Genomic DNA, 25,471 nt, shown 5'->3' on the forward strand with positions numbered 1-25,471 from the left:
GCGGTTAGTCCTCCGGGCCCTTCGGCGTGAGATCCGCCCGACTCACCCGCTCCCGCCCCCGTCAGCCCCGCTTCGGCCCCGTGATCGCCTCACCGATCACGAAACCCTTGGCGGGGCCTTCGGGGACGGTGACATCGGTGCCGTAGGGGACACGGTGGATGTCCTCCCAGTCGGCCTTGTCGGGACGAGGCCCGGTGAAGAGAGTGACAGCACGCTGCCCGTCGTAGTCGTCGATGAGGACGTACACGGAGATCCCGGCGCGGGCGTACTCGCGGCGCTTGCGGATGCGGTCGCGGTCCTGGTTGCTCTTGCCGGGGGAGACGACCTCGACGACCATCGAGACTGCGGAAGCCTTGATCCCGAGGCCGTCCTCATCTTCGATCAGCTCGGCTTCCCGAGGTGCGACGAGCCCGTCCGGAATCCACGCCCTACGCGCGTGGAGTACGTTCGTGTCGTTCCAAGCGCCGTACTCGCCGTCCTTCAGAAAGATCGCCAGGGCATCCCGGAGGCGGTTGACGACTTGGGCATGTGCAAAGCGGCCGGTAGGCGACACCTCGATGGCTCCCTCAATGATCTCAGCGCGGTAGCCCTCGGGGAGTTCCATGGCCTTCCATACCTGCCACAAGCCCTCGTCCGGGTCGGATGCGTTCAGGAATTCAGCGTCGGCCTCAGACATGATCTCGGGCCTCTCATGTGCGAGAGCGGTCAAGGTGGCATCCTCCTCAAGTGTGGGCTGGGTGTGCTCGGGGCACAAGCAACGCGATCACGGTAGGTACGGGGATGGGGCTGACCAGGGGATACGCCCCCAGTTCACCCGTTCGAGCGAGCACGGAACAATCCACCGCCCCCGCCCAGCTCGAACCACACACCCTTCGCATACCGCCCCGCTCTCTCGTCGGCGACACCCCACAGATCCGCCATCTCCTCCACAAGCGCGAGCCCCCTCCCCCAGCAGGCGACGGCCCCGGCTGCCGGGTACGCGACGACGTGCGGTGCGAGGTGACATCGACGGGGGTGAAGAGGCTGTATGCGTGGGTGAGTTGGGTGGGGCGGTGCGCGGCGGGGCGGGCTGGGTTCATGCGGGACGGCTCCTTCAGCACGTCAAGGACCTGCCGTACAACCAATCCCGGTCTTGACCGGTCCATTTCACCGGCGGCCAGTCTTCGCCGTCACCGGAATGGACCGAAGGACCGAATGAACCGAGCCCGACGCACGACCGCCGCCGCAGCGACCACGGTCGTGCTCGCCACCACCGGCGGTCTGCTCGCCGTGACCGCCGCGCCCGCCTCCGCGGCCGTCACCTGCACCGCGCCCGTCTTCAAGCGGCAGCTCTTCGCGAACACCACCTTCTCGGGTACGCCGAAGAAGACCGACTGCGACGCCGCAATCAGTGAGAACTGGGGCACGAGCGCCCCGGCCTCCGGCCTGCCCGCCAACAACTTCGGCGTCCGCTGGACCGTGACCCGTGACTTCGGCTCCGGCGGCCCCTTCGCCCTCTCCGCTTCCGGGCTGGACGGCATCCGGGTCTACCTCGACGGCGTCCGCAAGATCGACCTGTGGAAGAACACCTCCACGACCGTCTCCAGGACCGTCAACGTCACCGTCCCGTCCGGCAAGCACACCCTCCGCGTCGACTACGCCAACTGGACCGGCAGCGCCAAGGTCAATTTCGGCTACGCCCCGCGCACCTCCGCCACCGTCGACAAGGTCAAGCCCCTCACCCCGACGGGCACTTCGGTCGCGTACGACACGGCGACGGGCAAGGCCAGGCTCAGCTGGGCGAAGAACAAGGAGATGGACCTCGCGGGCTACCGCGTCTACCGGCGTCTCAAGGGCAGCTCCTTCGGCAGCACGCCGCTGGCGACGACCACCTCCACGTCGTACACCGACGCCCTCCTCCCGAAGGGGGGCGGCGAGACCTTCTACTACGAGGTCCGCGCCTACGACAAGGCGGGCAACGCGTCCAGCGGTACCGCCGACCTGGGCATCACCACGGTGGACCTGATGGCGCCGACCGTCCGTGATCTGACCGTCCTCGGCGAGAGCTCCCTGGAGGGGGTGTCCCTCTGGTGGATGTCCGACGAGGGGGCACTGAAGACTCAGCTGCTGAGGTCCAGCAAGCCCGGCGGGCCGTTCACGGTGGCCGAGAGCCATCTGGGCAACTCGGCGACCGATGACACCGCCCCGTACGGGGAGACCTCCTACTACAAGGTCGCGGCGACCGACGCGGCGGGCAACACCGGGTACTCGTCGGTGGTGTCGTTCGCCCGGCCGCTCGCCGTGCCCTACTTCAACGGCGCGAGGAACCGGCCGGAGGACGGTGGCGGCGTCGACCTGTCCTGGCAGATGTCGCCCTACGCGCCGACCGAGTTCCGGGTCCACCGCGAGGAGCGCCGCTTCGACAACGCGACCGGCACGTTCGCCACCGTCGACTCCCGGGTGGTGCCCTGCACCCCGAAGCTCACCGACACCGCCTACGGCACCCGCCACACCTACGCCTGCACCGACACCACGGTCGTGCCGAGCCCTCACGACGGGTTCTACGTGTACTGGGTGACCAGCGTCGACGCGCTCGGGCGGGAGTCGGGGCCGTCCCAGGTGAACCTGCACTCCTACCGTGACGCCACCGCCCCGCCGGCCGTCACCGGGTTCACGGCCACCGCCACCGAGTACGGCACGGTCCTGGACTGGGAGGACAGCCCGGCCGCCGACCTGGACCACTACAACGTCTTCCGGCTCAGCACGGCGAACGACGGCACCGAGACCACGCACGTGGGCCGGGTCGAGGCGGGAAGCAGCCGGCTCGTCGATGCGGAGAACCTCCAGGACGGCGAGACCCACACGTACTTCGTGGACGCGGTGGACACGTCGGGCAACTCCCTTCACACGACGGCCGGTGACCCCTACGAGGTGGCGCACACCACCGTCACCGAGTACGACCTGCGGCCCACCGTGGAGACCCCCGCGGACTGGCTGGTCAGCGTGAGCGCCCAGGTCGCCGACGGTGCGACCGCGGTCGATCTCAGCTGGGAACTGTCCAGCGCGTACCACGGGACGGACATCACCGGATACCGGGTGTACCGGTGGAACCCGGCCACCGCCGCGTACGAGCCACTGACCGCCGACCCGGTCACCGGCACGTCGTACACCGACACCACGGCCGCCCCCGGCACCACGCACTTCTACTGGGTGACCGCCCTCCACGCCGACGGCACCGAATCCGCCCCCGGCGACGCCTGGGCGGCCCTGGCCCCGCAGGCCGAGTAGGGTCCAACGGACAGCGAAGGGGCCCGGAGAATCATCTCCGGGCCCCTTTCCGCACCTGTGTGTGTCCGTCAGTCCGAGGACTGCTGCCGCTTCGGCCGCCACACCACCAGCGCGCTGGTCTGCTGGACCTCCTGGTACGGCACCAGGTCGCGCCGGTAGGAGGCGTGTACGGCCGCCTCGCGCTGCTGCATCGCCGCCGCCGCGCCTTCCAGGGCGTCCTGGAGCTCGGCCACCCGGGACTGCAGCGCCGCGACCTGGTTCTCCAGTTCGATGATGCGCTTGATCCCGGCCAGGTTGATGCCCTCGTCCTGGGACAACTGCTGGACGGTGCGCAGCAGTTCGATGTCCCGGGCCGAGTAGCGGCGGCCCCGGCCGGCCGTGCGGTCCGGAGACACCAGGCCCAGGCGGTCGTACTGGCGCAGCGTCTGCGGGTGCAGGCCGGAGAGCTGGGCCGCCACCGAGATGACGTAGACCGGGGTCTCCTCGGTCAGTTCATACGGGTTGCGTCGACGGCCGTCCATCTGATCAAGCTCCCTTCGCGGCCTGGAACAGCTCCGCCCGCGGGTCCTCGCCCGCGGTCGCCTCGCGATACGCCTCCAGTGCGTCACGAGCCTTCCCCGTCAGGTCCTTCGGGACACTCACCTCGACGGTGACCAACAGGTCGCCGCGGGTGCCGTCCTTGCGGACCGCGCCCTTGCCCCGCGCGCGCATGGTGCGCCCGTTGGGGGTGCCGGGTGGCAGCTTCAGCGTGAGCGCCGGGCCGCCGAGGGTGGGGACGCGGACCTCGCCGCCGAGGGCCGCCTCCGCGAAGGTCACCGGCACCGTCACCGTGAGGTTGTCGTCCTTGCGGCCGAAGACCGGGTGCGGGTCGACGTGGACGACGACGTACAGGTCGCCGGCCGGGCCACCGCGCTCGCCGGGGGCGCCCTTGCCGCGCAGCCGGATGCGCTGCCCGTCGGTGACGCCCGCGGGGATGCGGACCTGCATCGTGCGGGACGACTTGGCCCGGCCGCTGCCCTTGCACTCCAGGCAGGGATGCTCGGCCATCAGGCCGCGGCCCTTGCAGTCCGGGCAGGGGTCGGTGAGGGAGAACCCTCCGCCGGATCCCCTCGCCACCTGGCCGGTGCCGACACAGGTCGGGCACACGCGCGGTGTGCCGTTCTTGTCGCCGGTGCCGGAGCAGGCCTTGCACGGGGACTGCGAGGACATGCGCAGCGGAACCGTCGCGCCCTCGATGGCCTCCGTGAAGCTCAGCGTGACCTCGGACTCGATGTCCTGGCCGCGCCGCGGCTGGGTGCGGGCGCCCGTCGTCGTGCCGCCGCGGTTGAACAGTCCCCCGAAGACGTCACCGAGCCCGCCGCCGAAGCCGCCGGCGCCCCCGCCCTGGGCGCCGCCTCCGAAGAGGTCGCCCAGGTCGAAGTTGAAGGAGCCGCCGCCCGCGCCCGGCCCCGGGCGGAAGCCGCCGTTGCCGAAGAGGGCACGTGCCTCGTCGTACTCCTTGCGCTTCTTGGGGTCGCCGAGGACGTCGTTCGCCTCGGAGATCTCCTTGAAGCGCTCCTCGGCCTTGGCGTTGCCCTTGTTGGCGTCCGGGTGGTACTCGCGGGCGAGCTTCCGGTACGCCTTCTTGATCTCGGCCTCGGTGGCGTCCTTGGGGACGCCGAGGACCTTGTAGTAGTCCTTCTCGATGAAGTCCTTGGTGCTCATCCTCGACGTCCCTCCTCTCTCATCGATTCAAGCTCAGCCCTCGTCCGGGCCACCGCTCTCCTTGTCGTCGGCCGCCGCGTCGGTCTCCTCGGCCGGCTTGACCGTCTGGGCCCCCGGCTGGGGTTCGGCCACCGCCACCCGCGCGGGGCGGATGGTGCGCTCGCCGATCCGGTACCCGGGCTGCAGAATCGCCACGCACGTCGTCTCGGTGACGTCCGGCGCGTAGCTGTGCATCAGGGCCTCGTGGATCGTCGGGTCGAAGGGCTCGCCCTCCTTGCCGAACTGCTGCAGACCCATCTTCGCCGCGACGGTCTCCAGCGACTCGGCGACGGACTTGAAGCCGCCGAGGAGTTCGCCGTGTTCCCGCGCGCGGCCGATGTCGTCGAGCACGGGCAGGAGCTCGGTCAGGAGGTTCGCGATGGCGATCTCCTTGACCGCTATCCGGTCACGCTCGACCCGGCGGCGGTAGTTCTGGTACTCGGCCTGGAGGCGCTGGAGGTCCGCGGTGCGCTCGCCGAGCGCGGTGCGCACTTGGTCCAGCTGGGCCACCAGCCCGGCTGTCTGGTTCGCGTCCCCGGCCGGGGCCGCCCCCTCCGCCGCAGCGGAGGTGTCGGCCTTCGGCTCGGCGTCGTCGGGGGTGGCGCCGGAGGGGACGTCGGGCTTCTCCTCGAAGCCCGGGGTCTCCTCCGTCACGCGGCACCGTCCTTGCGCTCGTCGTCCACGATCTCGGCGTCCACGACGTCGTCGTCGGCGGCCTTGGCACCGCCGGCGGTGGCGCCCTCGGGGCCGCCCGCGGCCTGGGCGTCGGCGTACATGGCCTGGCCCAGCTTCTGCGAGACGGCGGCGACCTTCTCGGTGGCGGTGCGGATCTCGGCGGTGTCCTCGCCCTTGAGCTTCTCCTTCAGCTCGGCGACGGCGGCCTCGACCTCGGTCTTGATCTCGCCCGGGACCTTGTCCTCGTTGTCCTTGAGGAACTTCTCGGTCTGGTAGACCAGCTGCTCGCCCTGGTTGCGGGCCTCGGCGGCCTCGCGGCGGCGGTGGTCCTCCTCCGCGTACTGCTCGGCCTCCTGGCGCATGCGGTCGACCTCGTCCTTCGGCAGCGAGGAGCCGCCGGTGACGGTCATCTTCTGCTCCTTGCCCGTGCCGAGGTCCTTCGCGGTCACGTGCATGATGCCGTTGGCGTCGATGTCGAAGGACACCTCGATCTGCGGGACACCGCGCGGCGCGGGCGGCAGACCGGTCAGCTCGAACATGCCGAGCTTCTTGTTGTACGCCGCGATCTCGCGCTCGCCCTGGTAGACCTGGATCTGCACCGACGGCTGGTTGTCCTCGGCCGTCGTGAAGATCTCCGAACGCTTCGTCGGGATCGTGGTGTTGCGCTCGATGAGCTTGGTCATGATGCCGCCCTTGGTCTCGATACCGAGGGACAGCGGGGTCACGTCGAGGAGCAGGACGTCCTTGACCTCACCCTTGAGGACACCGGCCTGGAGCGAGGCGCCGATGGCGACGACCTCGTCCGGGTTCACGCCCTTGTTGGCCTCCTTGCCGCCGGTCAGCTCCTTGACGAGCTCGGCGACGGCGGGCATACGGGTGGAGCCACCGACGAGGACGACGTGGTCGATCTCGCCGAGCTGGATGCCGGCGTCCTTGATGACGTTGTGGAACGGCGTCTTGCAGCGCTCCAGCAGGTCCGCGGTCAGCTGCTGGAACTGGGCGCGGGTGAGCTTCTCGTCCAGGTGCAGCGGGCCCTCGGCGGACGCGGTGATGTAGGGCAGGTTGATCGAGGTCTCGGTGGACGAGGACAGCTCGATCTTCGCCTTCTCGGCAGCCTCACGCAGACGCTGCAGCGCCATCTTGTCCTTGGCGAGGTCCACGCCGTGGCCGGACTTGAACTGCTGCACCAGGTAGTCGACGACGCGCTGGTCCCAGTCGTCACCACCGAGGTGGTTGTCACCGTTGGTGGCCTTCACCTCGACGACGCCGTCACCGATCTCCAGGAGGGACACGTCGAAGGTGCCGCCACCGAGGTCGAAGACGAGGATCGTCTGGTCGTCCTTGTCGAGGCCGTACGCGAGCGCGGCCGCGGTGGGCTCGTTGACGATACGAAGGACGTTGAGACCGGCGATCTCACCGGCTTCCTTCGTCGCCTGGCGCTCGGAGTCGTTGAAGTAGGCCGGGACGGTGATGACCGCGTCGGTCACCTTCTCGCCCAGGTAGGCCTCGGCGTCCCGCTTCAGCTTCTGCAGGATGAACGCGGAGATCTGCTGCGGGTTGAAGGGCTTCCCGTCGAGCTCGATCTTCCAGTCGGTGCCCATGTGACGCTTCACGGAGCGGATGGTCCGGTCCACGTTGGTGACCGCCTGGCGCTTGGCGACCTCGCCGACGAGCACCTCGCCGTTCTTGGCGAAGGCGACGACGGACGGCGTGGTCCTGGCACCCTCGGCGTTGGTGATGACGGTGGGCTCGCCGCCCTCCAGAACGCTGACGACGGAGTTAGTCGTGCCCAGGTCGATGCCGACCGCACGTGCCATGGTGATCTTCCTCCAGCTGACTTGAGTGGAACGGACTCAAGTGTGCACGAGGCTCGCCACTGGGTCAACGGACCTGAGTCGGGCGGACTCAACTCTTATCCGTTCCTTACACGCAAGGGCCCGCTGACCTGCGAGGAAGACAGACGGCGTGGTGCCCGCAAGGGTGATTCCACCGACCGCCGAGGGGGTTGCACCGAGGACACAGGTTGACGTCGGGAACGGGCACGCGCGCGTACGGCGCCCTCACCCGGACGCCCGTACACCGGCACCCGCCACAGCCCGAGGACGACGACCGGAACGCCGCCCGCCACCCACAGCACCGCCTGCGCGCTCAGCCACCCGAGGTGCACCAGTGTCCCGACGAGTACCCCCGCGAAGGCCGCGACACCGATGAGGACGGTCACCCCCTGCGGGGTGAGCCCGAGCCGCCGCAGCCGGTGGGCGAGATGGTCGGGGGCGCGGCGCAGCAGCGGGCGTCCGGCGGTGCGCCGGGCCAGCAGCACGAGGAGGGCGTCGACGGCGGCGATCGCGGTGAGCGCGAGCAGCACGCCCGCGCCGGTCACCGCGTCGTGCCCCGCGCGCGCGGTGACGGCCGCCGCGGCGAGCAGGAAGCCGGCGAACAGCGCACCGCAGCCGCCGAGCGCCACGCGCGCGGGAGGCCAGTTGTGCATGAGGAACCCGGTCAGCGCGGCGGCGAGCACACTCAGCAGCACCGCGAGCCCGTCCATCACCTCGGCCGCCGCGCACGCCCCCACCCCGAAGGCGGTGACGACCCCGACGGTGCCGGCCACCCCGTCGGCGTGATCCAGCGCCCGGAAGGCGAGCGCCACACAGGTGACCCACCCGACGGCGACGACCCCCGCGACGACACCGGTGTCGCCGTACGGCACGACGAAGGCCGCCGCGACGGCCGTACCGACCACCAGGAACCGTGTCTTCAGCCGCCACGCGTCGGCGACCAGCCCGAGCGCGGCGACTCCGCCGCCCGCGGCGAGCAGCACCCCCACCCCCTCCCCGAGCGGGGCGAACCCCGTCCAGTCCCCGGCGCCCGCGACAAGACAGGTGGCGAGCACGACGGCCGCTCCGCCGGACAGCGGCACCCGCCGCTGCCGCTGCCGCCGGTCGACCAGCCCGAGGCGCAGGGCGGGCGCGCGCAGCAGTGCGGCGAGGACGGCGGTGAGGAGCAGGGCGGTGGTGGCGGCGGCGATCCCGTAGAGCACGAACATAAATTAGCGGTGAATGTACCAATTTGGTACGAATAACACGGTCGGATTGCACGGTTTCCGGAGCGGCCCCCACCTGCGCTCCTGAGGCAACCCTCAGCGATCCAGATCACCCCGCACCCGGCTACAGTGCGACGGAAGATAGGGGTAGTCTCAAACGGACTGCATAAGTTACCGCTTAGTAATTTCGGGGAACCCGTCGTGGAGTACGACGAGCCCCGACGAAACCCCGAAGACCCTCGCAGGCCCGAGGAGCCCCCATGCAACTCGCCGCGATCATCGTGTCGCTGGCCCTGACCGTGGTCGGCGTCGCCCTGCTCGCCCGCGCCATCGGCCAGTTCGTCCGGTACTTCAAGCTGGGCCAGCCGGTTCCGGCGGGCACCCGGACCGACAACCCCTACCAGCGCAGCGTGACGCTCGTACGCGAGTTCCTCGGCCACACGCGCATGAACCGATGGGGCATCGTCGGTATCGCCCACTGGTTCGTGGCCATCGGCTTCCTGACGCTGCCGCCGACGATCATCACCGCGTACGGCCAGCTCTTCCAGGCCGACTGGACGCTGCCGGTCATCGGCGGCTTCCTGCCGTACGAGCTGTACATCGAGTTCATCGCCGCGATGACCACCCTCGGCATCGTCACGCTGATGGTCATCCGCCTGCTGAACCTGCCCTCGCGCCCCGGCCGCAAGTCCCGCTTCGCCGGCTCGAAGATGGGCCAGGCGTACTTCGTCGAGTACGTCATCTTCACCATCGGCCTGGCCATCTACGTCCTGCGCGGCCTCGAGGGCGCGCTGCACCACGTGGAGCACTACGAGGCCGCGTACTTCGCGTCGTACCCGCTGATCCTGGCCTTCAAGGGCCTGAGCGTGACCGCGCTGCAGAACCTGGTCTACGTCTTCGCGATGATCAAGCTGGGCACGACCATGATCTGGATGATCACGGTCAGCCTGAACACCAACATGGGTGTCGCCTGGCACCGCTTCCTGGCCTTCCCGAACATCTGGTTCAAGCGCGAGGCGACCGGCGGGACGGCCCTCGGCGCGCTCCAGCCGATGACCTCCGGCGGCAAGCCGATCGACTTCACCGACCCCGGTGACGACGACGTCTTCGGCGTCTCCCAGGTCGAGCAGTTCTCCTGGAAGGGCCTGCTGGACTTCTCCACCTGCACCGAGTGCGGCCGCTGCCAGTCGCAGTGCCCCGCCTGGAACACCGGCAAGCCGCTCTCTCCCAAGCTGCTGATCATGTCGCTGCGCGACCACGCCCACGCCAAGGCGCCCTACCTGCTGGCCGGCGGCGGCAAGACGATGGAGGGCGAGGAGAAGGCGTCCGAGGAGCAGCTGAAGGACGTGCCGGCCGCCGCCCTGGCCGAGGCCGAGCGCCCGCTGATCGGCACCGCCGAGGAGAACGGCGTCATCGACCCGGACGTCCTGTGGTCCTGCACCACCTGCGGCGCCTGCGTCGAGCAGTGCCCCGTGGACATCGAGCACGTCGACCACATCGTCGACATGCGCCGCTACCAGGTCATGATCGAGTCCAGCTTCCCCTCCGAGGCGGGCACGATGCTCAAGAACCTGGAGAAGAAGGGCAACCCCTGGGGCCTGGCCAAGAAACAGCGCCTGGAGTGGACGAAGGAAGTCGACTTCGAGGTGCCGGTCGTCGGCAAGGACATCGAGGACCTGTCCGAGGTCGAGTACCTGTACTGGGTCGGCTGCGCGGGCGCCCTCGAGGACCGCGCCAAGAAGACCACGAAGGCCTTCGCCGAACTGCTCCACATCGCGGGCGTCAAGTTCGCGATCATGGGCGGCGACGAGAAGTGCACGGGCGACTCGGCCCGTCGTCTCGGCAACGAGCCCCTGTTCCAGGAGCTCGGCATGGAGAACGTCATGGCCCTGAACATGGCGTTCGGCGAGGAGATGGACGACGACGGCAAGGTGACGGAGGAGTCCCGCAAGCCCAAGTCGGCCAAGAAGATCGTCGCCACCTGCCCGCACTGCCTCAACACGATCGGCAACGAGTACCCGCAGCTCGGCGGCGACTACGAGGTCATCCACCACACCCAGCTGCTCCAGCACCTGGTGGACGAGGGCAAGCTGATCCCGGTCACCCCGGTCGAGGGCATCATCACGTACCACGACCCCTGCTACCTGGGCCGCCACAACAAGATCTACACGCCTCCGCGCGAGATCATCGCCAACGTCCCGGGCCTCCGGAACGAGGAGATGCACCGCCACAAGGAGCGCGGCTTCTGCTGCGGCGCCGGTGGTGCGCGCATGTGGATGGAGGAGCGGATCGGCAAGCGCATCAACAACGAGCGCGTCGACGAGGCCCTGTCGCTGAACCCCGACATCGTCTCGACCGCCTGCCCGTTCTGCCTGGTGATGCTCACGGACTCGGTCAACGGCAAGAAGAACGAGGGCAAGGCCAAGGAGTCCATCCAGGTCGTCGACGTCGCCCAGCTCCTGCTGGAGTCGGTCAAGACCCCGGTCGAGGACGAGCCCCCGGCCGGAACGTCGGAGACGGAGAGCGAGCCGGAGCCGCAGCCCGTGAAGTGACCGGAGGTCAGCCGGTGAAGTGACCGGCGCCGGCGGTGACTTGAGACGCCCCCCTGTCCCACGCGGACAGGGGGGCGTCGGCGTACGGACGTCCCCCAGGAGTCGTACGGGTCTGCCCTTAAGGGATGTCACAGCTCGGCCGCAAAGCCGTGCGCGAACGCCCCGGCCCCGCCCGTCACTCTTCGGGACCAGGTACGTTCGATGACGTGGCTGGATTCAGGATCGGACGCGGCGGCCGGGACGGCCGCGCCCCGCAGACGCGACCCCAAGACCCTCCGTACGGGCAGCAGGCGCCCCAGGGGCCGTCGCACGGCTACCCGCCGGCGCAGCACCCGTACCCGCAGCAGCGGCCGCAGTACCCCGGCGGCCGGCAGCCCCCGTACGGCGGCGGCAGCGGGCAGTGGCCCCCGGCGAACGGCGGCGGCCAGGGCGGCGGCTACGGCCGTCAGGGCGACGAACCGGAGTACTTCGGCGGCGACGACCCGTACGCCCCCGGACCGGGCGCCCATGACCCGTACGCCGCGAACAACCCGGGGCACACACAGGCGTTCTCGATCGACGACCACCAGCAGTACAACCAGGGCGGGACCTACCACGCCGGCTCCGCGGCCCCGTCGGGCCCGATCGGCCCGCGTCTGCACTGGAAGGAGCTGCTGAAGGGCGTCGTCCTGTCCCCCAAGCAGACCTTCCTCCAGATGCGGGACTACACGATGTGGGGCCCCGCCCTCATCGTCACCTTCCTCTACGGCCTGCTCGCGGTCTTCGGCTTCGACGACACGCGCACGGACGCGATAAACGCCACGCTGTCCAACGCGATCCCGATCGTCCTGACGACGGCCGTCGCGATGGTGCTGAGCTCCTTCATCCTCGGCGTCGTCACCCACACCCTCGCCCGCCAGCTCGGCGGCGACGGCGCCTGGCAGCCCACGGTCGGCCTCTCCATGCTGATCATGTCCCTCACGGACGCCCCCCGCCTGATCGTCGCCATGTTCCTCGGCGGCGACGCCTCCTTCGTCCAGGTCCTCGGCTGGGCCACCTGGGTCGCCGCCGGCGCCCTCCTCACCCTCATGGTCAGCCGCTCCCACGACCTGCCGTGGCCGAAGGCACTGGGAGCGTCGGCGATCCAGCTGATCGCGCTGCTGTCGATCGTGAAGCTGGGGACGTTCTAGGGGCAGGTTGTTCCAGGGGCAGGTTCCAGGGCAGTAAGCGTCGTCGTCCACGACGAGAAGGGCTCCCGGTGTCAGCCGGGAGCCCTTGGTTGTGCCGGGAAGGTCACCTGTGAAGGTCACCTGTGAAGGTCCCTTCGTCCGTCGCTGCCCGGCTGACCGTCGGTTCGGCTTCCATCGAGTGAATCCGGCTGTTCCGTGAGGAGCGGCCGACGCGTCAGCGGGAAGGCCATTCTGCAAACCGGACAAGCGACGGGCAGGAAGCATCCCATGCCGAAGTTCCTCATCCAGGCCACCTACACGCCCGAGGGCACCAAGGGGCTGCTCAAGGAGGGCGCGAGTGGCCGCCGCGCCGCCGTCGACCAGGTCGTCACCGACCTCGGCGGGCAGGTCGAGGCCATGTACTTCGCCTTCGGGGAGGACGACATCGTGCTCATCGTCGACTTCCCCGACCCGGTCTCCATGGCCGCCGTCAGCCTCACCGTCAAGGCCAGCGGAGCCCTCCGCACCCGGGCCACGCCCCTCCTCACCCTCGACGAGATCGACGAGGCCACCCGCCGGCAGGTCACATTCCGCGCCCCCGGCAGGTGAACCCGGGAGCCGGGGGCACATCTGCTCCCCGGAGCACCTTGCCCTCCGGAGTCAGAGCGCTTCCCTGTTCGGCTTGGCCGGCTCTCCCGACCTGCTCACCGGAGGCAGGACGCTCCACGGGAAGTTGATCCAGTCGTCGGTGCGCTTCCACACGTACTCGCACTTCACGAGCGAGTGGGACTTCTCATAGATGACGGCGCTGCGGACCTCGGCGACCGTGTCGAGGCAGAAGTCGCGGACCAGCTTGAGCGTCCTGCCGGTGTCGGCGACGTCGTCGGTGATCAGGACCTTCTTGTCGGAGAAGTCGATGAGGTTGGGAACGGGGGCGAGCATGACGGGCATCTCGAGGGTGGTGCCGACGCCGGTATAGAACTCGACGTTGACCAGATGAAGGTTCTTGCAGTCGAGGGCGTAGGCGAGCCCGCCGGCGATGAAGACGCCGCCGCGGGCGATGGAGAGCACGATGTCGGGCTCGTAGCCGTCGTCGGCGATGGTCTGCGCGAGTTCGCGCACGGCGACGCCGAACCGCTCGTAGGTGAGGTTCTCCCGTATGTCGCTCATGCCGGCGTCACTCGTCCCCGTGCTCACACCTGCGTCCGATGGAAGTTGAGGAAGGACCGGGAGGCGGTCGGCCCCCGCTGGCCCTGATACCGGGAGCCGTACCGCTCGCTGCCGTAGGAGTACTCGGCGGGCGAGCTCAGCCGGAACATGCACAGCTGGCCGATCTTCATACCGGGCCAGAGCTTGATCGGCAGGGTGGCGAGGTTGGAGAGCTCCAGGGTGACGTGCCCGGAGAAGCCGGGGTCGATGAACCCGGCGGTGGAGTGGGTGACGAGCCCGAGCCGCCCGAGCGAGCTCTTGCCCTCGAGCCGCGAGGCAAGATCGTCGGGGAGGGTGATGACCTCGTAGGTGGAGGCGAGGACGAACTCCCCGGGGTGGAGGATGAACGGCTCGTCCCCCTCCGGCTCCACGAGCCGGGTCAGATCCGCCTGCTCGATGGAAGGGTCGATATGGGGATAACGGTGATTCTCGAACACCCGGAAGAAGCGGTCGAGACGCACGTCGATGCTCGACGGCTGCACCATGGATTCGTCGTAGGGATCGATCCGCACCCGCCCGGCGTCGATCTCGGCCCGGATGTCCTTGTCAGAGAGAAGCACGCCCCGAGGATACGCAAGGCGCGCGGACCCGCCACAATCAGGACGACTCCGCGCGCCAGGCCGTTTCTCTCCTCGCCGCTACCGCTTCTCGAGCACCACCGGCACCGCACTGCGGAGCCGGGCACACCGAGGACACCGGACGAGCCGCCCGGGGCCGAGTCGCTCGGCCTGCTGCATCGGGAACGAAGCGGTGCTGAACACGTGCCCATCGGCACAACGGACGACGGTGCGCTCCATCAAGTCCTAGAGTCCCTTCCCCAAGAGCCGCGTCACGTCTGACTGGGATGCGTGACGACAAACGCCACATTACGGGACGAGCGGGACGGCCCTCCAGGCGGCACTCCGTCCCCTCCCGGAGCCTCTCCCACCCCTCCACCGTACGCCCCAACTCCGGCCCCCCGCAGCCGGATCCCACCCCCCGAAACAGACTCAGACCCCACGGCTTCAGCGCCGGGGGTCTGGGATGGGGTAGAGTTACGGGGCGATCAGACACCGGTCGGAATCAGCTTCCAACTGGCGTCTTACGCGGGTGTAGTTTAATGGTAGAACATCAGCTTCCCAAGCTGAGAGCGCGAGTTCGATTCTCGTCACCCGCTCCAGAGAGAAACCCCAGGTCAGCGGCCTGGGGTTTGTTAGTTGTCTAGACCATTTTGGAGGCTTCGTGCCCTCCGTGTGCCCTAAGTCGAGGTCAAATGACCACTTCGGGGGTATCTGCGGGCCTCTTTGAGTGACTCAACCCTCAAGCGTCTCAAATGGCGAGACGCATTTTGTGTGACCTGCGCCACTGCCGCATGGCGTTCCTGCGAAGTCGCTTACGCAAAGGGGCAGTTCACAATGAGGCGTGCGCGGCGCTCCGCCAGCGGCTCCCCCGAACACCGCCTGGTCGCCAGGCTGCGGCGCGGGGAGGCGCACAGCCGTAGCAGGTGTCACGTGCTGGGGTCCACGCCGAGGCCGGCGAGAAGGCCGCAGATGCGATCCTCGATCTCACCGGTCGGCATGTCAGCGGACCACGGACAGCTGCGGCCGTTTGTGCCCACCGCCGTGCCGTTGCGCCTCCCCCTCCTGCGCGGTGACAACGAGCCCGAAGATCAGGTCATTGAGATCGGCGGGCCGGAGATGAAGCTCGCGGGCCACGTCGGCAGGCCGCGTCCCTTCGGTGCGCAGGGCAGTGAACACCTTGCCCAGCACCTGGGAGGTCTCTCGGGCGACTCCGCTCCGAGGCTCCGACTTGCGGTAGCCGAGACGGCCGAGTTCCACGCAGTGGGTGCGGTACTGCCATTCGGTGGTCAGGCCCAGTTCGTGCAGCCGGTGCGCGAGCGCCATGGCGGCGACCTTCCAACGGCGCTTGGCCTGGAGGACCCAACTCGTGCTCGCGCCATGCGGCGCGTGGGCGAGGACGTCCGCCCGCGGCATGAGGAATGCGGCTGCGAACCGGTGTGCTTCCGCCTCGGCCTGTGGGCCGTGCGGCATCTGCTCCTCGCCGTGCAGGACGAGGTGTCCGAGTTCGTGGGCGGCGTCGAAGCGCCCGCGTTCCGCGGTCTTCTCGGTGCTCAGCAGGACGAATGGGATCCCCCGGTCCCAGAAGGAGAATGCGTCGACCTCGGGACAGTCCCTGGAGAGGGAGAAGATGCGCACGCCGTGCGCCTCCAACAGGTGCACCACGTTCGGGATCGGTGCGTTCCCGAGTCCCCAGCGGGCGCGCACCAGGGAGGCAGCTTCCTCCGCTGGGACATCCGTGCCTGCCGCCTCCCCTGGATGGGGAATCTCGTCCTCATCCGAGCCCAGGCGGCTGAACGAGGTGAGCGACGGGATGTCGGGGGCGGGCAGGCGGAAGTGCGCACCCATCCAGTCCTGCAGCGCACGCGCCAACCGTCCGGAGCTGAGGGCGATGTCCCGCTGGGAGGCGGTCATCTTGCTCAGGGCACGGAAGCTGACCGAGTCAACGGTCAGCTCGGCGACCTCCTCGGCGTTGAAGAAGGAAGGGGGGAACTCCAGCGCTGTCGCGATCGCCTCAAGCGACGGAGGGCTGGGAGTGGCACGTCCGTTCTCGAAGTCGGACAGCCTGCGTGACGTCAGGCCGGCCATCTGGGCGAGTCGGGTGACGGTCAGCCCTCGGCGCTTGCGCGCCAGGACTAGCCGGGATGCGGTGGTCATGGGAGGAGCCAAGTGGGGAGGTCGGGGGCAGGGCGATCAGGACAGACGCTCGATCGGGATGTCGATGCCGCCGTCGCCGTCATCATCGTCATCGTCGGCGAACGGAGTGAAGCCGCCCTCGAAGTCGATCCAGGGGAGGATGATCCGCTCGTACCAACTGCTGATCTTGCCACGACTGCCGGTGTCGTTCGGAAACGACAGTTCCGCGTGGAGTCGTGTGCCCTGATCGGTCTTCGAGTGGTGGTAGAGCAGAAACCAGGTCGGGATGCCGTCTCCGGCGTCCTGCCGCTCAGGCTCCGCCTCAGCCTCGCCGAACAGCAACAACTGCCGGTTCGCCTCCACTCGCTTCATCACCGCGTTGCCCTTCGCGTAGCGGGTGGAGGGCGTGAGTGCCGCGTATCCGGTCTCCGGGCTGCCGCTGGAAGCCGTGATCGCGAATTCGCCGGAGGGCGCGACGAGCAGTGGAACGTTGCTGGGGCTGGCGCTGGTCCACCCATACGGGATGTACGTCTCCCTCAGGAAGCGGATCGTGCGGCCCCAGAAGATGTTGCCGGGCAGGGACACCGGGTCCAGCGGCGTGCAGAAGTTGCGCTCCGACTCGGCTCGGCGCAGGGCATCCTCTATCCGCTCGACGGACAGCCCCAGCTCGGCGAGCCGATCACGGGCCGGGAGGCCCTCCGCGTGCACGACAGTCATGGCCAGCCTCTCGACGCACCCCACTCGACTTCCGGAAATCCTCCCTCATATGAGGGAGGAAATCAAGAAATAATGCTGGTCAGTGGCATCGCCATCCATGTTCCTGGCATGCGACGGGCCTCGTGCTCCCGGAAACCGCCAGCTCAGGCAACACGGGATCCGGCCGAGTCGGCCGGATCCCGTGCGTGGGCAGCAGCGACTTACGCTTCGCGGGCACTCTGCTGTGCCGCCGCTTCATGGAGCTGTGCGCGCACCTCAGCATCGATGCCCTGGGCCAGCTTCCGCTGGTGCTTCGCCGTCGAGTGCTGGTAGATCAGCTGGGCCCGCTCCGAGGACTGGCCGGCGCGGACCATGAGGTCCTTCAGCTTGGCGCCGGTGTCGGCGGCCAAGGTGTTGCCGGTGTGGCGGAGGTCGTAGAAGCGGAAGTTGTCCGGCATGCCGACCTTGGTCCTGGCCTTGCGCCACTTGCGGCCGAAGGTCGAGCGGCGGAAGGGCGCTCCCTTCTCGCCCACGAACAGGAGGCCGTCCAGCTCCTTCTCGGCGAACCACTGCAGGTGGCGGCGCAGCTCGGGCTTCAGGAAGTCCGGCAGGTATACGGTGCGCTTGCCCGCCCGAGTCTTGGGATCGCCAGTGACGCGCCTGCCGTTGGTCAGCTCCGGGGAAGCCTGTGTGACGCGCAGGGAGCATTCGTCGAGATCGACACTGCGACGCCGCAGTTCGGCCAGCTCCTCGGGGCGGAGGGAGGCGAAAGCGCCGAGCAGGACCATCAGGCGCCAGCGCGGGCCCATGGCGTCGGCGAGGTCGAAGACCTGCTCGACGGTGGCGGTGGGACGTTCGTCAGCCTCCTCCTTGCCTGCGCCCTTGATGCGGCACGGGTTGTTGGGCAGCAGGTCGTCGTCGACCGCCGTCTGCAGGATGGCCTTCAGCAGACGGTACGACTTGGCGACCGTGGTGGCACCGGTCGCCCTCAGGCGCTCGGCCCGCCATGTGCGGATGGAGGGCGGGGTGATCTCGTCCAGGTCCTTGCCGCCGAAGGTCGGCAGGATGTGCAGGCGCAGCAGGCCGTCGTAGCGGTCGACGGTGGTCGGGGCCAGGCCACGCTCCTCCATCCAACGCAGCGCGTACTTCTCGAAGTTCACCGCGCCGGCGTCCGGGTCGCGCCAGTGGTTACGTTCGATGTCGGCGCGGGTGAGGTTGAGCCATTCCTGCGCGTCGCTCTTGGTGTCGAACGTCTCCGGCGCGGTGTACCGCTGCCCGTCCGGACCCAGGTAGCGGGCCTGCCATCGACCGGAAGGGAGCTTGCGTGTTGTGCCGAACTCGCGCCGCCGCTGCGGCTTGCGTCGCGCCATCAGGCCGCCTTCCCGTAGCGGGCACGGATACGGCGAACCGGCTCCACGGTGCGAGCCTCGACGTACTCGGCGACGGCGCTTTCGGGGATACGGACCGGGCGCCCGAGCTTGACGAAGCGGATGCGGCGTTCGGCGACCAGGCGGCGGACGAAGCGCTCGCCCGTGCCGAGTTGCTCGGCGGCCTCGGCCACCGTCAGGAGGCGGTCAGCCATTCGCTATCACCTCCTTCGGGCCGGGGCGCTGGGTCCGAGCAGGGGCAGGGGCAGGGGATATTGCGGGTCGACGCAAGGGCGGTGGGTCCTCACTCTGGAGCGGTAGGGGATACGAGCCTCGGTGTGGCGGGCGGTTCGGCGTTCAGGCCGCGGGCCCGCCGCGCAGGAGCACGAGGGCTGAAACGTGAAGCGCCTCGGCGATCGCGATGAGGTCGTCAACGTCGCATCGGCGCTGGGCGCGTTCGATGCGGGACAGCATGGTGTTGGACATCGGGTGGCCGAGCGCGGTCACGCGGCCGGCGAGCTGGCGTTGCGACAAGCCGCGTTGGGTGCGGAGGATTTCGATGGTGCGGGCCGCCCGTATTCCTGCGGGCCCGATTTCCAATGAGCGTGCGGGCATGACTCCAGTTGTAGCTTGCATTCGCCGGTTTGGTTAACCGGCGATCGTCGGCTATGTTGCGCCCTGCTCGGACGGCGGGCAGGGCGGTATTTCCATCCCCCATATCCAGGGCGCGCGCCCTTCGCGCGCATCTGGATGCGCCTCTGACGTGGGGTGTTGTGTTGTAGCTTGCCCGTCGCCAGCAGGTCAACGGCTTCCCGATGTGATGCTTCTGGCTCGGTCGGCAGGACAACTATTTGGTCAACCGGCGATCGTGCCCTACGGTTTTGCTCCCGCTCGCCATCCAACGTGATTTCCTGCGGCCTTTCTGCCGTGAGAGATAGCGCCGGATCGAGCTGGACTTGCGTGGCCTCGGTGTGGCTATGTTGACGACACCCCCCGGAAAACGCGATCGGTCTTCAGCGCGCCCGCGCCGAAGACCGGCAACTCCCCCTGCTCCTCAGCCCTTACCGCCCCAACCGACGGTGAGCCATGGGTGCCCGCCCATCGGCCACCGAGTGAGGAATGCCCCGCTCTTGGCACGAATCCGCACCATCAAGCCGGAAGCCTTCGTCTCCGAGTCCCTGGCCGCCGTCTCCCTGACCGCCGAGCGCACCTTCTTCGGCCTGCTCACCCAGGCCGACGACCAGGGCCGCCATCGCGACCACGCCGCGATCATCGCCGGGCAGCTGTGGGTCCTGCGCCCGGAACACACCCCAACCGATGTCGAGACGGACCTCGCCCAGCTCGCCGACGCCGGGCTGATCTGCCGCTACAGGGGACCCGACGACAAGCGGTACCTGCATGTCGTCACCTGGCGCCGGCATCAGAAGATCAACCGGGCGAGCAAGAGCCGTCTCCCCGACTGTCCGATCCACGACACCCGGGCTGGCACTGCGCACAGTGCGGAGGCGGTCGGCGTCACTGAGGCGGTGATACCGGCATCGCGCCCAGCCCTCCGGGAGGAAGCACGGAGCCCTCACGGAGGAGGCGGTGAGGATGCGCGGCAACCGCACGAGCCCGCACTGAATCCGGACCGCGACGAAAAAACTACAGGTCAGGACCGGTTCCGGGAGTCATCAGGGAAGACTCACGGAAGTGTGCGTGAGCCTGCGGTGACGTCTCACGGTACGGATCTAGGACCTAGGACCATGGATCTAGGAGATACCCCTTCGGGGGGCGCAAGCGCCCCCGCACCCGACACCGTCTCGGCTCAACAGCTCATCGCCGAGTACGCCGCCGCCTGTGCCCACCGCCCGCCCAAGGACGTCCTGGGCCATCTCGGCCGGGAGGTGCACAAGCTGCTCGGCGAGGGCATCGACCCCGCCCACATCCGAGCCGGGCTCGAACGGCACCGGGCCAAGGGACTGCACCCCAGCACCCTGCCGAGCCTCGTGCACGAGGCCATGAACGCCACACCCACGGCGGCGGTTGTCCACAGGCCGTGGACGAACCCCACCGATGTCGACGCCGCCTACGGAGGTGACCTCTGACCGCCACCCTCACCCGCGAGCCCCACCACGTCGGCCCGCTTGCCAACCGGCTCAACACCATCCTGGCCAGCCGCGGTATCGACCCCGGTGTCACAGCCGAGGAACCGCCGGCGGAGCCCGTCACGGCACTGGAGCTTGCGGACGCCCGTATACCCGCCCGCTACCGCCGCGCCCTGGCCGACCACCCTCAGATCACCGACTGGGCCGACCACATCGCCGGAGCAGGACGCCCCGGGCCCGGAGGTCCGGGCATCGCCGAGGGCCCGTCGCTACTGATCGTCGGCCCCACCGGCACCGGCAAGACCCACCAGGCGTACGGCGCCGTCCGTGCCCTGCTCACCAGAGGCGTCCGCCTGCGCTGGGAAGCCACCACCTCCGCAGACCTGCACGCTCGGCTCCGCCCCCGCGCCGGTCACGACGGCGAACGGGAGCTCCAGACACTCGCCCGATGCCCGCTGCTGCTCCTGGACGACCTCGGCGCGGCCAAAACCAGCGAGTGGACCGAGGAGCTCACCTACCGGCTGATCAACCACCGGTACGAGCACATGCTCCCCACCCTCATCACCACCAACCTGCCCACCGCCGAGCTGCGCACCGCGCTCGGCGACCGTGTCGCCTCCCGCCTCGCCGAGATGACCGAACGCGTCATCCTCACCGGGCCGGATCGGCGCCGTACCGCGCCCGCCGTCTGACCGGCCAGCGCTCCCTTCCCCACCGTCTCGCATCGCCCGCCCGCGCTTCCGCCTGCCCTCAAATGTGCGGGCCCCTTGGAGAGCCTCTGCATGACACCTGGCACCACCACGCTCATCGGCGCCGTCGACATCGGCACACCCGTCCTGCCGCCGTGGATCGCCGCGCCTGCGGCCATCGCGGTCCTGCTCCTCGTCGCCGCGCTGTCCGTCGCCTGGCGCCGACGCCGACGAAAGCCGGGAGCCGAACGGCTCCGTGACACCGCCGCCATCCCGATCGCCGCCGTCGCCGCGATCGGCTGCACCGCCTACAGCGCGGACACCAGCTGGCGCTTCGCCGCCGACTACCTCGACATGGGCGGCACCGTCGAGCGCGCCGCGATGTTCGCCGCCGCCGAGCTCGCCCTGTTCGCCACCGCCCTGCTCGCCCGGACGAACCTCAACGGCCCGAAGCAGGCGCCCGGCCTGCCCGGCACCCTCACCTGGGTGATCACCGGCGTGCAGATCGTGCCCGCCTACGCCGAGTCCGGGCTGGTCGGCGGAACCGTGCGGGCCTTCGTCGGCCCGGTCCTGGCGGCGATGCTGTGGCACCTGGCCATGGGCATCGAACTGCGCAACCGCAGCCCGCACGCCGACTCCCGCAGCCTGGCCGCCGTCCTCGCCCGGCAGATACGCGAGCGGCTGCTGGCACGGCTCGGCATCGCTGACCGGGACGCGGATGCCGCCCGGATCATCCGCGAGCGTGCCCTCGACCGGGCCGTCACCCTGATCCTCCGGGCAGAAGCCATGAAGCCCGAGAAGCGCACCAAGTGGCGAGGCCGTCGCCTCACCCGCCGCCTGCACCAGGCACTGGAGCAGGCCGACGTCGACCGCGACGAGCGTCAGGACGAGCTGCTGCTGCGCAAGCTCGCCACTCGCCAGCAAGCCCTCGCCCTGGCCGCCATCACCCTGCCCACGCGCTGGCCCGCCCCTACCGCCGGCACCTTGGCCGACGCCACGCTCGCCCGTCCGCAGAGCACGGGAGCGGGACGGGCAGACAAGCCGAGCCGCCAAGTCCGCCAAGAAAGACCGGACGGCGCTACCGCCGCACCTTCCGCCAGGGCCGACGTACTTGAGCCGGGGGCGAAGACCGCCATCGCCCCGCCGCCACTGACCAAGGCGAATCCCAAGCCGGGCGGGCGCAAGACCACCGTTCCCGACGAGGTGCTGTGGGCAATGGCCCGCGCCATCGGCGCCGAACTCGGCACGGTCCCCCGCACCACCCTGGAGGACAAGGTCAGGGCCCAGGGCTACACGATCCAGAAGGACCGCGCCAAGGAAGTCGCCACGGCCGCCACGGCGGAACTCGAATCCGCCAACAACACCGCCACTGCCCGATGAACGCCATGGCGGAACGCCCGGCGTTGGCGGAATGCCCGACGCCGATGTCGGGCGCTCCGCCAGATGAAGTTCGCCGCCGCTCTCGTACCACACTGCGAGCTCAACTCGGGTACGCCAACAGCCCAGTCATCCACGCCGAGGCGCCTCCTCACCGCTCCTTCCGGGCGATGAACATCGCTGCTTCCTGGGCTCTACGACCACATACCGCACAACGCCATGGAGATACGTTCCTTGCACGACCAGCACGACGACCAACCCACCAAGCACCAGAGCCACACCGACACCATCAGCCCCACAGGGCCAGCAAGTTGTACCGGGAGCAATGCTCCCGGTGTCCCCGCCCCGGGGGTGGCGGGAACGGACCGGTGCCAGGGGGCACCGGACCGTCAGGCTACGACCGAGGGCGGACCGCAGCCGGGAGGGAAGCAGGCCGAATCCCTCGCGAAGAAACGTCAGCGTGCGCGTCAGCCAAAAGAGCGCAAGCGCTTGAAGCAGCCCAGCTGCCGCATGAACGACGACGAGTTCAAACGCCTGACCGACGCCGCCGCCCACTGCGACATGCCCATCGCCGCCTTCCTCGCCTACGCCGCGGACAAAGCCGCTCGTGACCTGACTCGCACCGCCGCCGAGATCGCCACCGAACGGGAAGTCATCAACGAGCTGTTCGCCGCCCGCCGCCACCTGGGCCGCATCCACGGCCTGTTCAACCAGGTCGCCAAGGCCCTCAACTCCGGCGCCGACGCACCCCACCTGGAGGCCGTGGCCAAGGCCGTCGGCAACGCCGCCCGCCGCATGGAGGACGCCGCCGATGCCCTGCTCGCCCACCGCGACGGCGGTGCCCCTGAGTGATCCCCAGCATCCACGATCGCGGCAGCGAGACGATCGGGCTGATCCGCTACCTCTACGGCCCCGGCACCGAAGAGGAGCACATCGACCCGCACCTGGTGGCCGCCTTCGACCCGCTCACCCCCGACCCCGGCCGCGACCCGAAGGCCACCTACGAGCAGCTGCAGCGCCTGCTCGACCAGCCCGTCAACGCCCTGCCCGCCGGCAAGCGCCCCGAGAAGCACGTGTGGCATCTGTCCGTGCGGGCCGCCCCGGAGGACCCGATCCTGTCCGACGAGGACTGGGCGGCCATCGCCCGCCGCATGGTCGCCGCCACCGGCATCGCCCCCGACGGCGACGATCAGGCATGCCGTTGGGCGGCCGTCCGCCACGCCGACGACCACATCCACATCATCGCCACCCTGGTCCGCGACGACGGCCGCCGGCCCCGCCTGCACAACGAGGCCCGCCGCGCCCAGACCGAATGCCGCCGCATCGAAGCCGACTACAACCTGCGCCGAGTCGCGCCCGGGGACGGCACCGCCGCCAAGCGCCCCACAAGCGCCGAACGCCACAAGGCGGACCGCCAGGGCCGCGACCGCCCCGCGCGCGAAGAGCTGCACGAGACCGTCCGCCAAGCGGTGGCCGGCGCCGCGAGCGAGGCGGAGTTCTTCGCCCGGCTCAAGGCCGCCGGGCTCCTGATCCACCAGCGCGTCGCGCCGTCCGGGGATCTGCTCGGCTACAAGGTCGCCCTGCCCGGCGACGTGAACGACGACGGCGAGCCCATCTACTACGCAGGCTCCACGCTCGCCCCCGACCTCTCCCTGCCCCGCATCCGCGAACGCTTCCCCACCACCCACGACGCCCACGGGGACGAGCAGGAAACGGCTACACGTCGGTCGGCCGCCCGCTCGCGTGGAGCTGTGTCGGCTCCGGCCGCCGCCCGGCGCTCGGCCACCCGCGCCGCCTGGACCGTCCTGGTCACCTTCGACCAGGACGGCGACGGCGCCGCGGCGGCCCGCATCGCCGCCGCCGGTGAGATGCTGGACACGCTCGCCCAGACCAGCGCAGCTCACACCCGCCAGCAACTGCGTGACGCGGCCTGGGCGTTCGAGCGGGCCACGCGCTCTCACACCCGTGCCGAGTACCGGCATGCCCAGGCCCTGCGCCGAGCCGCTCGCGACCTCCGTTACAGCGGCCCAGCGCTGGGCCGAGGGGAGGACGGCGCGACCACGGCGATGCTGATCGACACCCTGTTCTTCCTCGCCACCGCCGCCGCTCACTGGCACGCCCAGCGTCACCACGCGCAGCAGGCTGAGGCTGCCCGCCAGGCCGCCGCCCACCTGCGCGCCGCCTACGCTGCTGCCGCCGAGGAGCCCATAGCCCGCCTGCGCAACCAGGGTCTGAGCCTGGTCGACCCCGTACGCGACTGGGCCGCCGCCCTCCTCCGCGCCACAACGCCCGAGATCGCCGAGGCGGTGGTGAGCGAACCGGGCTGGCCCGCCTTGGCCGCCACCCTGACCCACGTCTACCAGGCCGGCCACAACCCACAGGAGCTGCTGACCGAGGCCGTCGCCCACCGCGAACTGGACACCGCCGGGTCGGTCAGCGACGTCCTTGTCTGGCGCCTGCGCCGCATCGCCGACCTGCCCGCCGACGCGGCCGAAACACCGTCCACTCGGCCCGCGCGCCACAGCCCGCCGGCCTCGTCTCCGGGCGCCGCTCGGCTTCCCGGTCAAGGCGGCGCACCGCAGGGACACCGCAGGTAACCCGCTGCACGGAGGCGTTTCGGTCAATGTTCGACCCGGGCGCCTCCGTGCGCGGCTTGTACGGGTTTGCGGTATGGCGGTGATCCCTGTGCCCGACGACGATGCCCCTCTGTGTCCGCCGCTGATCATCGTGGCCGACCGCCAGGAGACACGGGGGTGGGAACTTGTCATACGCGGAGCACCAGTCGGTGTTCTCGGCGCCCGCGGTGCCCTTGGGGACGGCGGGCGCCGCCCGGGAGGTGATCAGGCATGGGGTCTACACCGAAGGCGTCACCCGTCGGTTGAGCGCCGCCGCTTTCGCCCGTCCCGTTTCCTGAGTGAACAGCTGGGA

At 69.5% G+C, this 25,471-nt stretch carries 22 protein-coding genes and 1 tRNA gene; 10 read left to right on the plus strand and 13 right to left on the minus strand.

The genetic code is table 11. The annotated features are described in order from the left end of the window. Positions 1 to 61: 61 nt before the first annotated feature. Positions 62 to 709, minus strand: a complete 648-nt coding sequence (locus IE263_RS00460; protein WP_229910722.1) for a Uma2 family endonuclease — start codon at positions 707 to 709, stop codon at positions 62 to 64. A gap of 485 nt (positions 710 to 1,194) precedes the next feature. Here IE263_RS00460 and IE263_RS00465 point away from each other — a divergent pair, with 485 nt between their 5' ends. Next, positions 1,195 to 3,267, plus strand: a complete 2,073-nt coding sequence (locus IE263_RS00465; protein ID WP_189931096.1) for a PA14 domain-containing protein — start codon at positions 1,195 to 1,197, stop codon at positions 3,265 to 3,267. A 68-nt stretch (positions 3,268 to 3,335) separates the two neighbouring features. Here IE263_RS00465 and IE263_RS00470 read toward each other — a convergent pair whose 3' ends face one another. From IE263_RS00470 to IE263_RS00490, 5 genes are all read right to left on the minus strand, one after another. Beyond that, on the minus strand, positions 3,336 to 3,788 hold the full coding sequence (locus tag IE263_RS00470) for a heat shock protein transcriptional repressor HspR (protein WP_189931098.1): 453 nt from the start codon (positions 3,786 to 3,788) through the stop codon (positions 3,336 to 3,338). Positions 3,789 to 3,792: 4 nt separating this feature from the next. Next, entirely contained in the window at positions 3,793 to 4,971 is a 1,179-nt protein-coding gene (gene dnaJ / locus IE263_RS00475; protein ID WP_189931100.1) for a molecular chaperone DnaJ, read from the minus strand. 33 nt (positions 4,972 to 5,004) lie between these two features. Then, on the minus strand, positions 5,005 to 5,664 hold the full coding sequence (grpE, locus tag IE263_RS00480) for a nucleotide exchange factor GrpE (RefSeq protein WP_189931102.1): 660 nt from the start codon (positions 5,662 to 5,664) through the stop codon (positions 5,005 to 5,007). Continuing rightward, the gene (gene dnaK, locus IE263_RS00485; RefSeq protein WP_189931104.1) at positions 5,661 to 7,502 is read right to left on the minus strand and encodes a molecular chaperone DnaK; all 1,842 of its coding nucleotides are present in this window, start codon (positions 7,500 to 7,502) and stop codon (positions 5,661 to 5,663) included. Before dnaK ends, grpE begins: the two co-directional genes overlap by 4 nt. 95 nt (positions 7,503 to 7,597) lie before the next feature. Continuing rightward, positions 7,598 to 8,722: an MraY family glycosyltransferase gene (locus IE263_RS00490; protein WP_189931106.1), complete on the minus strand. Its 1,125-nt coding sequence runs from the start codon at positions 8,720 to 8,722 to the stop codon at positions 7,598 to 7,600. 263 nt (positions 8,723 to 8,985) lie between these two features. On the opposite strand from IE263_RS00490, the gene IE263_RS00495 reads away from it, so the two are divergent. The 3 genes from IE263_RS00495 to IE263_RS00505 all read left to right on the plus strand — a co-directional run bounded on the left by IE263_RS00495 (position 8,986) and on the right by IE263_RS00505 (position 13,034). Next, positions 8,986 to 11,277, plus strand: coding sequence for a (Fe-S)-binding protein (locus IE263_RS00495; protein ID WP_189931108.1), 2,292 nt, complete (start codon positions 8,986 to 8,988; stop codon positions 11,275 to 11,277). 125 nt (positions 11,278 to 11,402) lie between these two features. Next, positions 11,403 to 12,446 (plus strand): Yip1 family protein, encoded by a 1,044-nt coding sequence (locus tag IE263_RS00500; RefSeq protein ID WP_189931110.1) that lies wholly within the window; start codon positions 11,403 to 11,405, stop codon positions 12,444 to 12,446. A 267-nt stretch (positions 12,447 to 12,713) separates the two neighbouring features. Further along, positions 12,714 to 13,034 (plus strand): GYD domain-containing protein, encoded by a 321-nt coding sequence (locus IE263_RS00505; protein WP_189931112.1) that lies wholly within the window; start codon positions 12,714 to 12,716, stop codon positions 13,032 to 13,034. 51 nt (positions 13,035 to 13,085) lie between these two features. On the opposite strand, the gene IE263_RS00510 is transcribed toward IE263_RS00505, so the two are convergent. Both IE263_RS00510 and dcd read right to left on the minus strand, forming a co-directional pair. Then, positions 13,086 to 13,595 (minus strand): phosphoribosyltransferase, encoded by a 510-nt coding sequence (locus IE263_RS00510; protein ID WP_189931114.1) that lies wholly within the window; start codon positions 13,593 to 13,595, stop codon positions 13,086 to 13,088. A gap of 23 nt (positions 13,596 to 13,618) precedes the next feature. Then, positions 13,619 to 14,194 (minus strand): dCTP deaminase, encoded by a 576-nt coding sequence (dcd, locus tag IE263_RS00515; protein WP_189931115.1) that lies wholly within the window; start codon positions 14,192 to 14,194, stop codon positions 13,619 to 13,621. 525 nt (positions 14,195 to 14,719) lie between these two features. Between dcd and IE263_RS00520 the strand changes: the two genes are divergently transcribed. Next, positions 14,720 to 14,793: transfer RNA gene (locus IE263_RS00520), tRNA-Gly, on the plus strand. Positions 14,794 to 15,193: 400 nt separating this feature from the next. On the opposite strand, the gene IE263_RS00525 is transcribed toward IE263_RS00520, so the two are convergent. The 5 genes from IE263_RS00525 to IE263_RS00545 form a co-directional block, all read right to left on the minus strand. Continuing rightward, a complete protein-coding gene (locus IE263_RS00525) occupies positions 15,194 to 16,348 on the minus strand; it encodes a helix-turn-helix domain-containing protein (RefSeq protein ID WP_184905699.1) in 1,155 nt (384 codons plus the stop codon). 36 nt (positions 16,349 to 16,384) lie between these two features. Then, entirely contained in the window at positions 16,385 to 17,044 is a 660-nt protein-coding gene (locus IE263_RS00530; RefSeq protein ID WP_184905701.1) for a hypothetical protein, read from the minus strand. Between the two features lie 200 nt (positions 17,045 to 17,244). Next, entirely contained in the window at positions 17,245 to 18,393 is a 1,149-nt protein-coding gene (locus IE263_RS00535; protein WP_184905703.1) for a tyrosine-type recombinase/integrase, read from the minus strand. Continuing rightward, positions 18,393 to 18,605: an excisionase family DNA-binding protein gene (locus IE263_RS00540; protein ID WP_184905705.1), complete on the minus strand. Its 213-nt coding sequence runs from the start codon at positions 18,603 to 18,605 to the stop codon at positions 18,393 to 18,395. Before IE263_RS00540 ends, IE263_RS00535 begins: the two co-directional genes overlap by 1 nt. A gap of 142 nt (positions 18,606 to 18,747) precedes the next feature. Then, complete coding sequence (locus IE263_RS00545; protein WP_184905707.1) at positions 18,748 to 19,005, minus strand: helix-turn-helix domain-containing protein; 258 nt, start codon at positions 19,003 to 19,005, stop codon at positions 18,748 to 18,750. 515 nt (positions 19,006 to 19,520) lie between these two features. On the opposite strand from IE263_RS00545, the gene IE263_RS00550 reads away from it, so the two are divergent. From IE263_RS00550 to IE263_RS00570, 5 genes are all read left to right on the plus strand, one after another. Further along, positions 19,521 to 20,477 (plus strand): hypothetical protein, encoded by a 957-nt coding sequence (locus IE263_RS00550; RefSeq protein ID WP_184905709.1) that lies wholly within the window; start codon positions 19,521 to 19,523, stop codon positions 20,475 to 20,477. Then, positions 20,474 to 21,169 carry an ATP-binding protein gene (locus IE263_RS00555; RefSeq protein ID WP_184906610.1) on the plus strand — a complete coding sequence of 232 codons (696 nt, stop codon included), beginning with the start codon at positions 20,474 to 20,476 and terminating at the stop codon, positions 21,167 to 21,169. The genes IE263_RS00550 and IE263_RS00555 overlap by 4 nt, the downstream gene beginning before the upstream one ends. 90 nt (positions 21,170 to 21,259) lie before the next feature. Then, on the plus strand, positions 21,260 to 22,546 hold the full coding sequence (locus tag IE263_RS00560) for a hypothetical protein (protein WP_184905711.1): 1,287 nt from the start codon (positions 21,260 to 21,262) through the stop codon (positions 22,544 to 22,546). 507 nt (positions 22,547 to 23,053) lie between these two features. Continuing rightward, positions 23,054 to 23,395, plus strand: coding sequence for a plasmid mobilization relaxosome protein MobC (locus IE263_RS00565; RefSeq protein WP_184906611.1), 342 nt, complete (start codon positions 23,054 to 23,056; stop codon positions 23,393 to 23,395). After that, positions 23,392 to 25,140, plus strand: a complete 1,749-nt coding sequence (locus IE263_RS00570; protein WP_184905713.1) for a relaxase/mobilization nuclease domain-containing protein — start codon at positions 23,392 to 23,394, stop codon at positions 25,138 to 25,140. The genes IE263_RS00565 and IE263_RS00570 overlap by 4 nt, the downstream gene beginning before the upstream one ends. Positions 25,141 to 25,471: the final 331 nt, after the last annotated feature.

Origin of the sequence: Streptomyces aurantiogriseus (genome assembly GCF_014649375.1) — a bacterium.
GTDB classification, from domain to species: Bacteria; Actinomycetota; Actinomycetes; order Streptomycetales; family Streptomycetaceae; genus Streptomyces; species Streptomyces aurantiogriseus.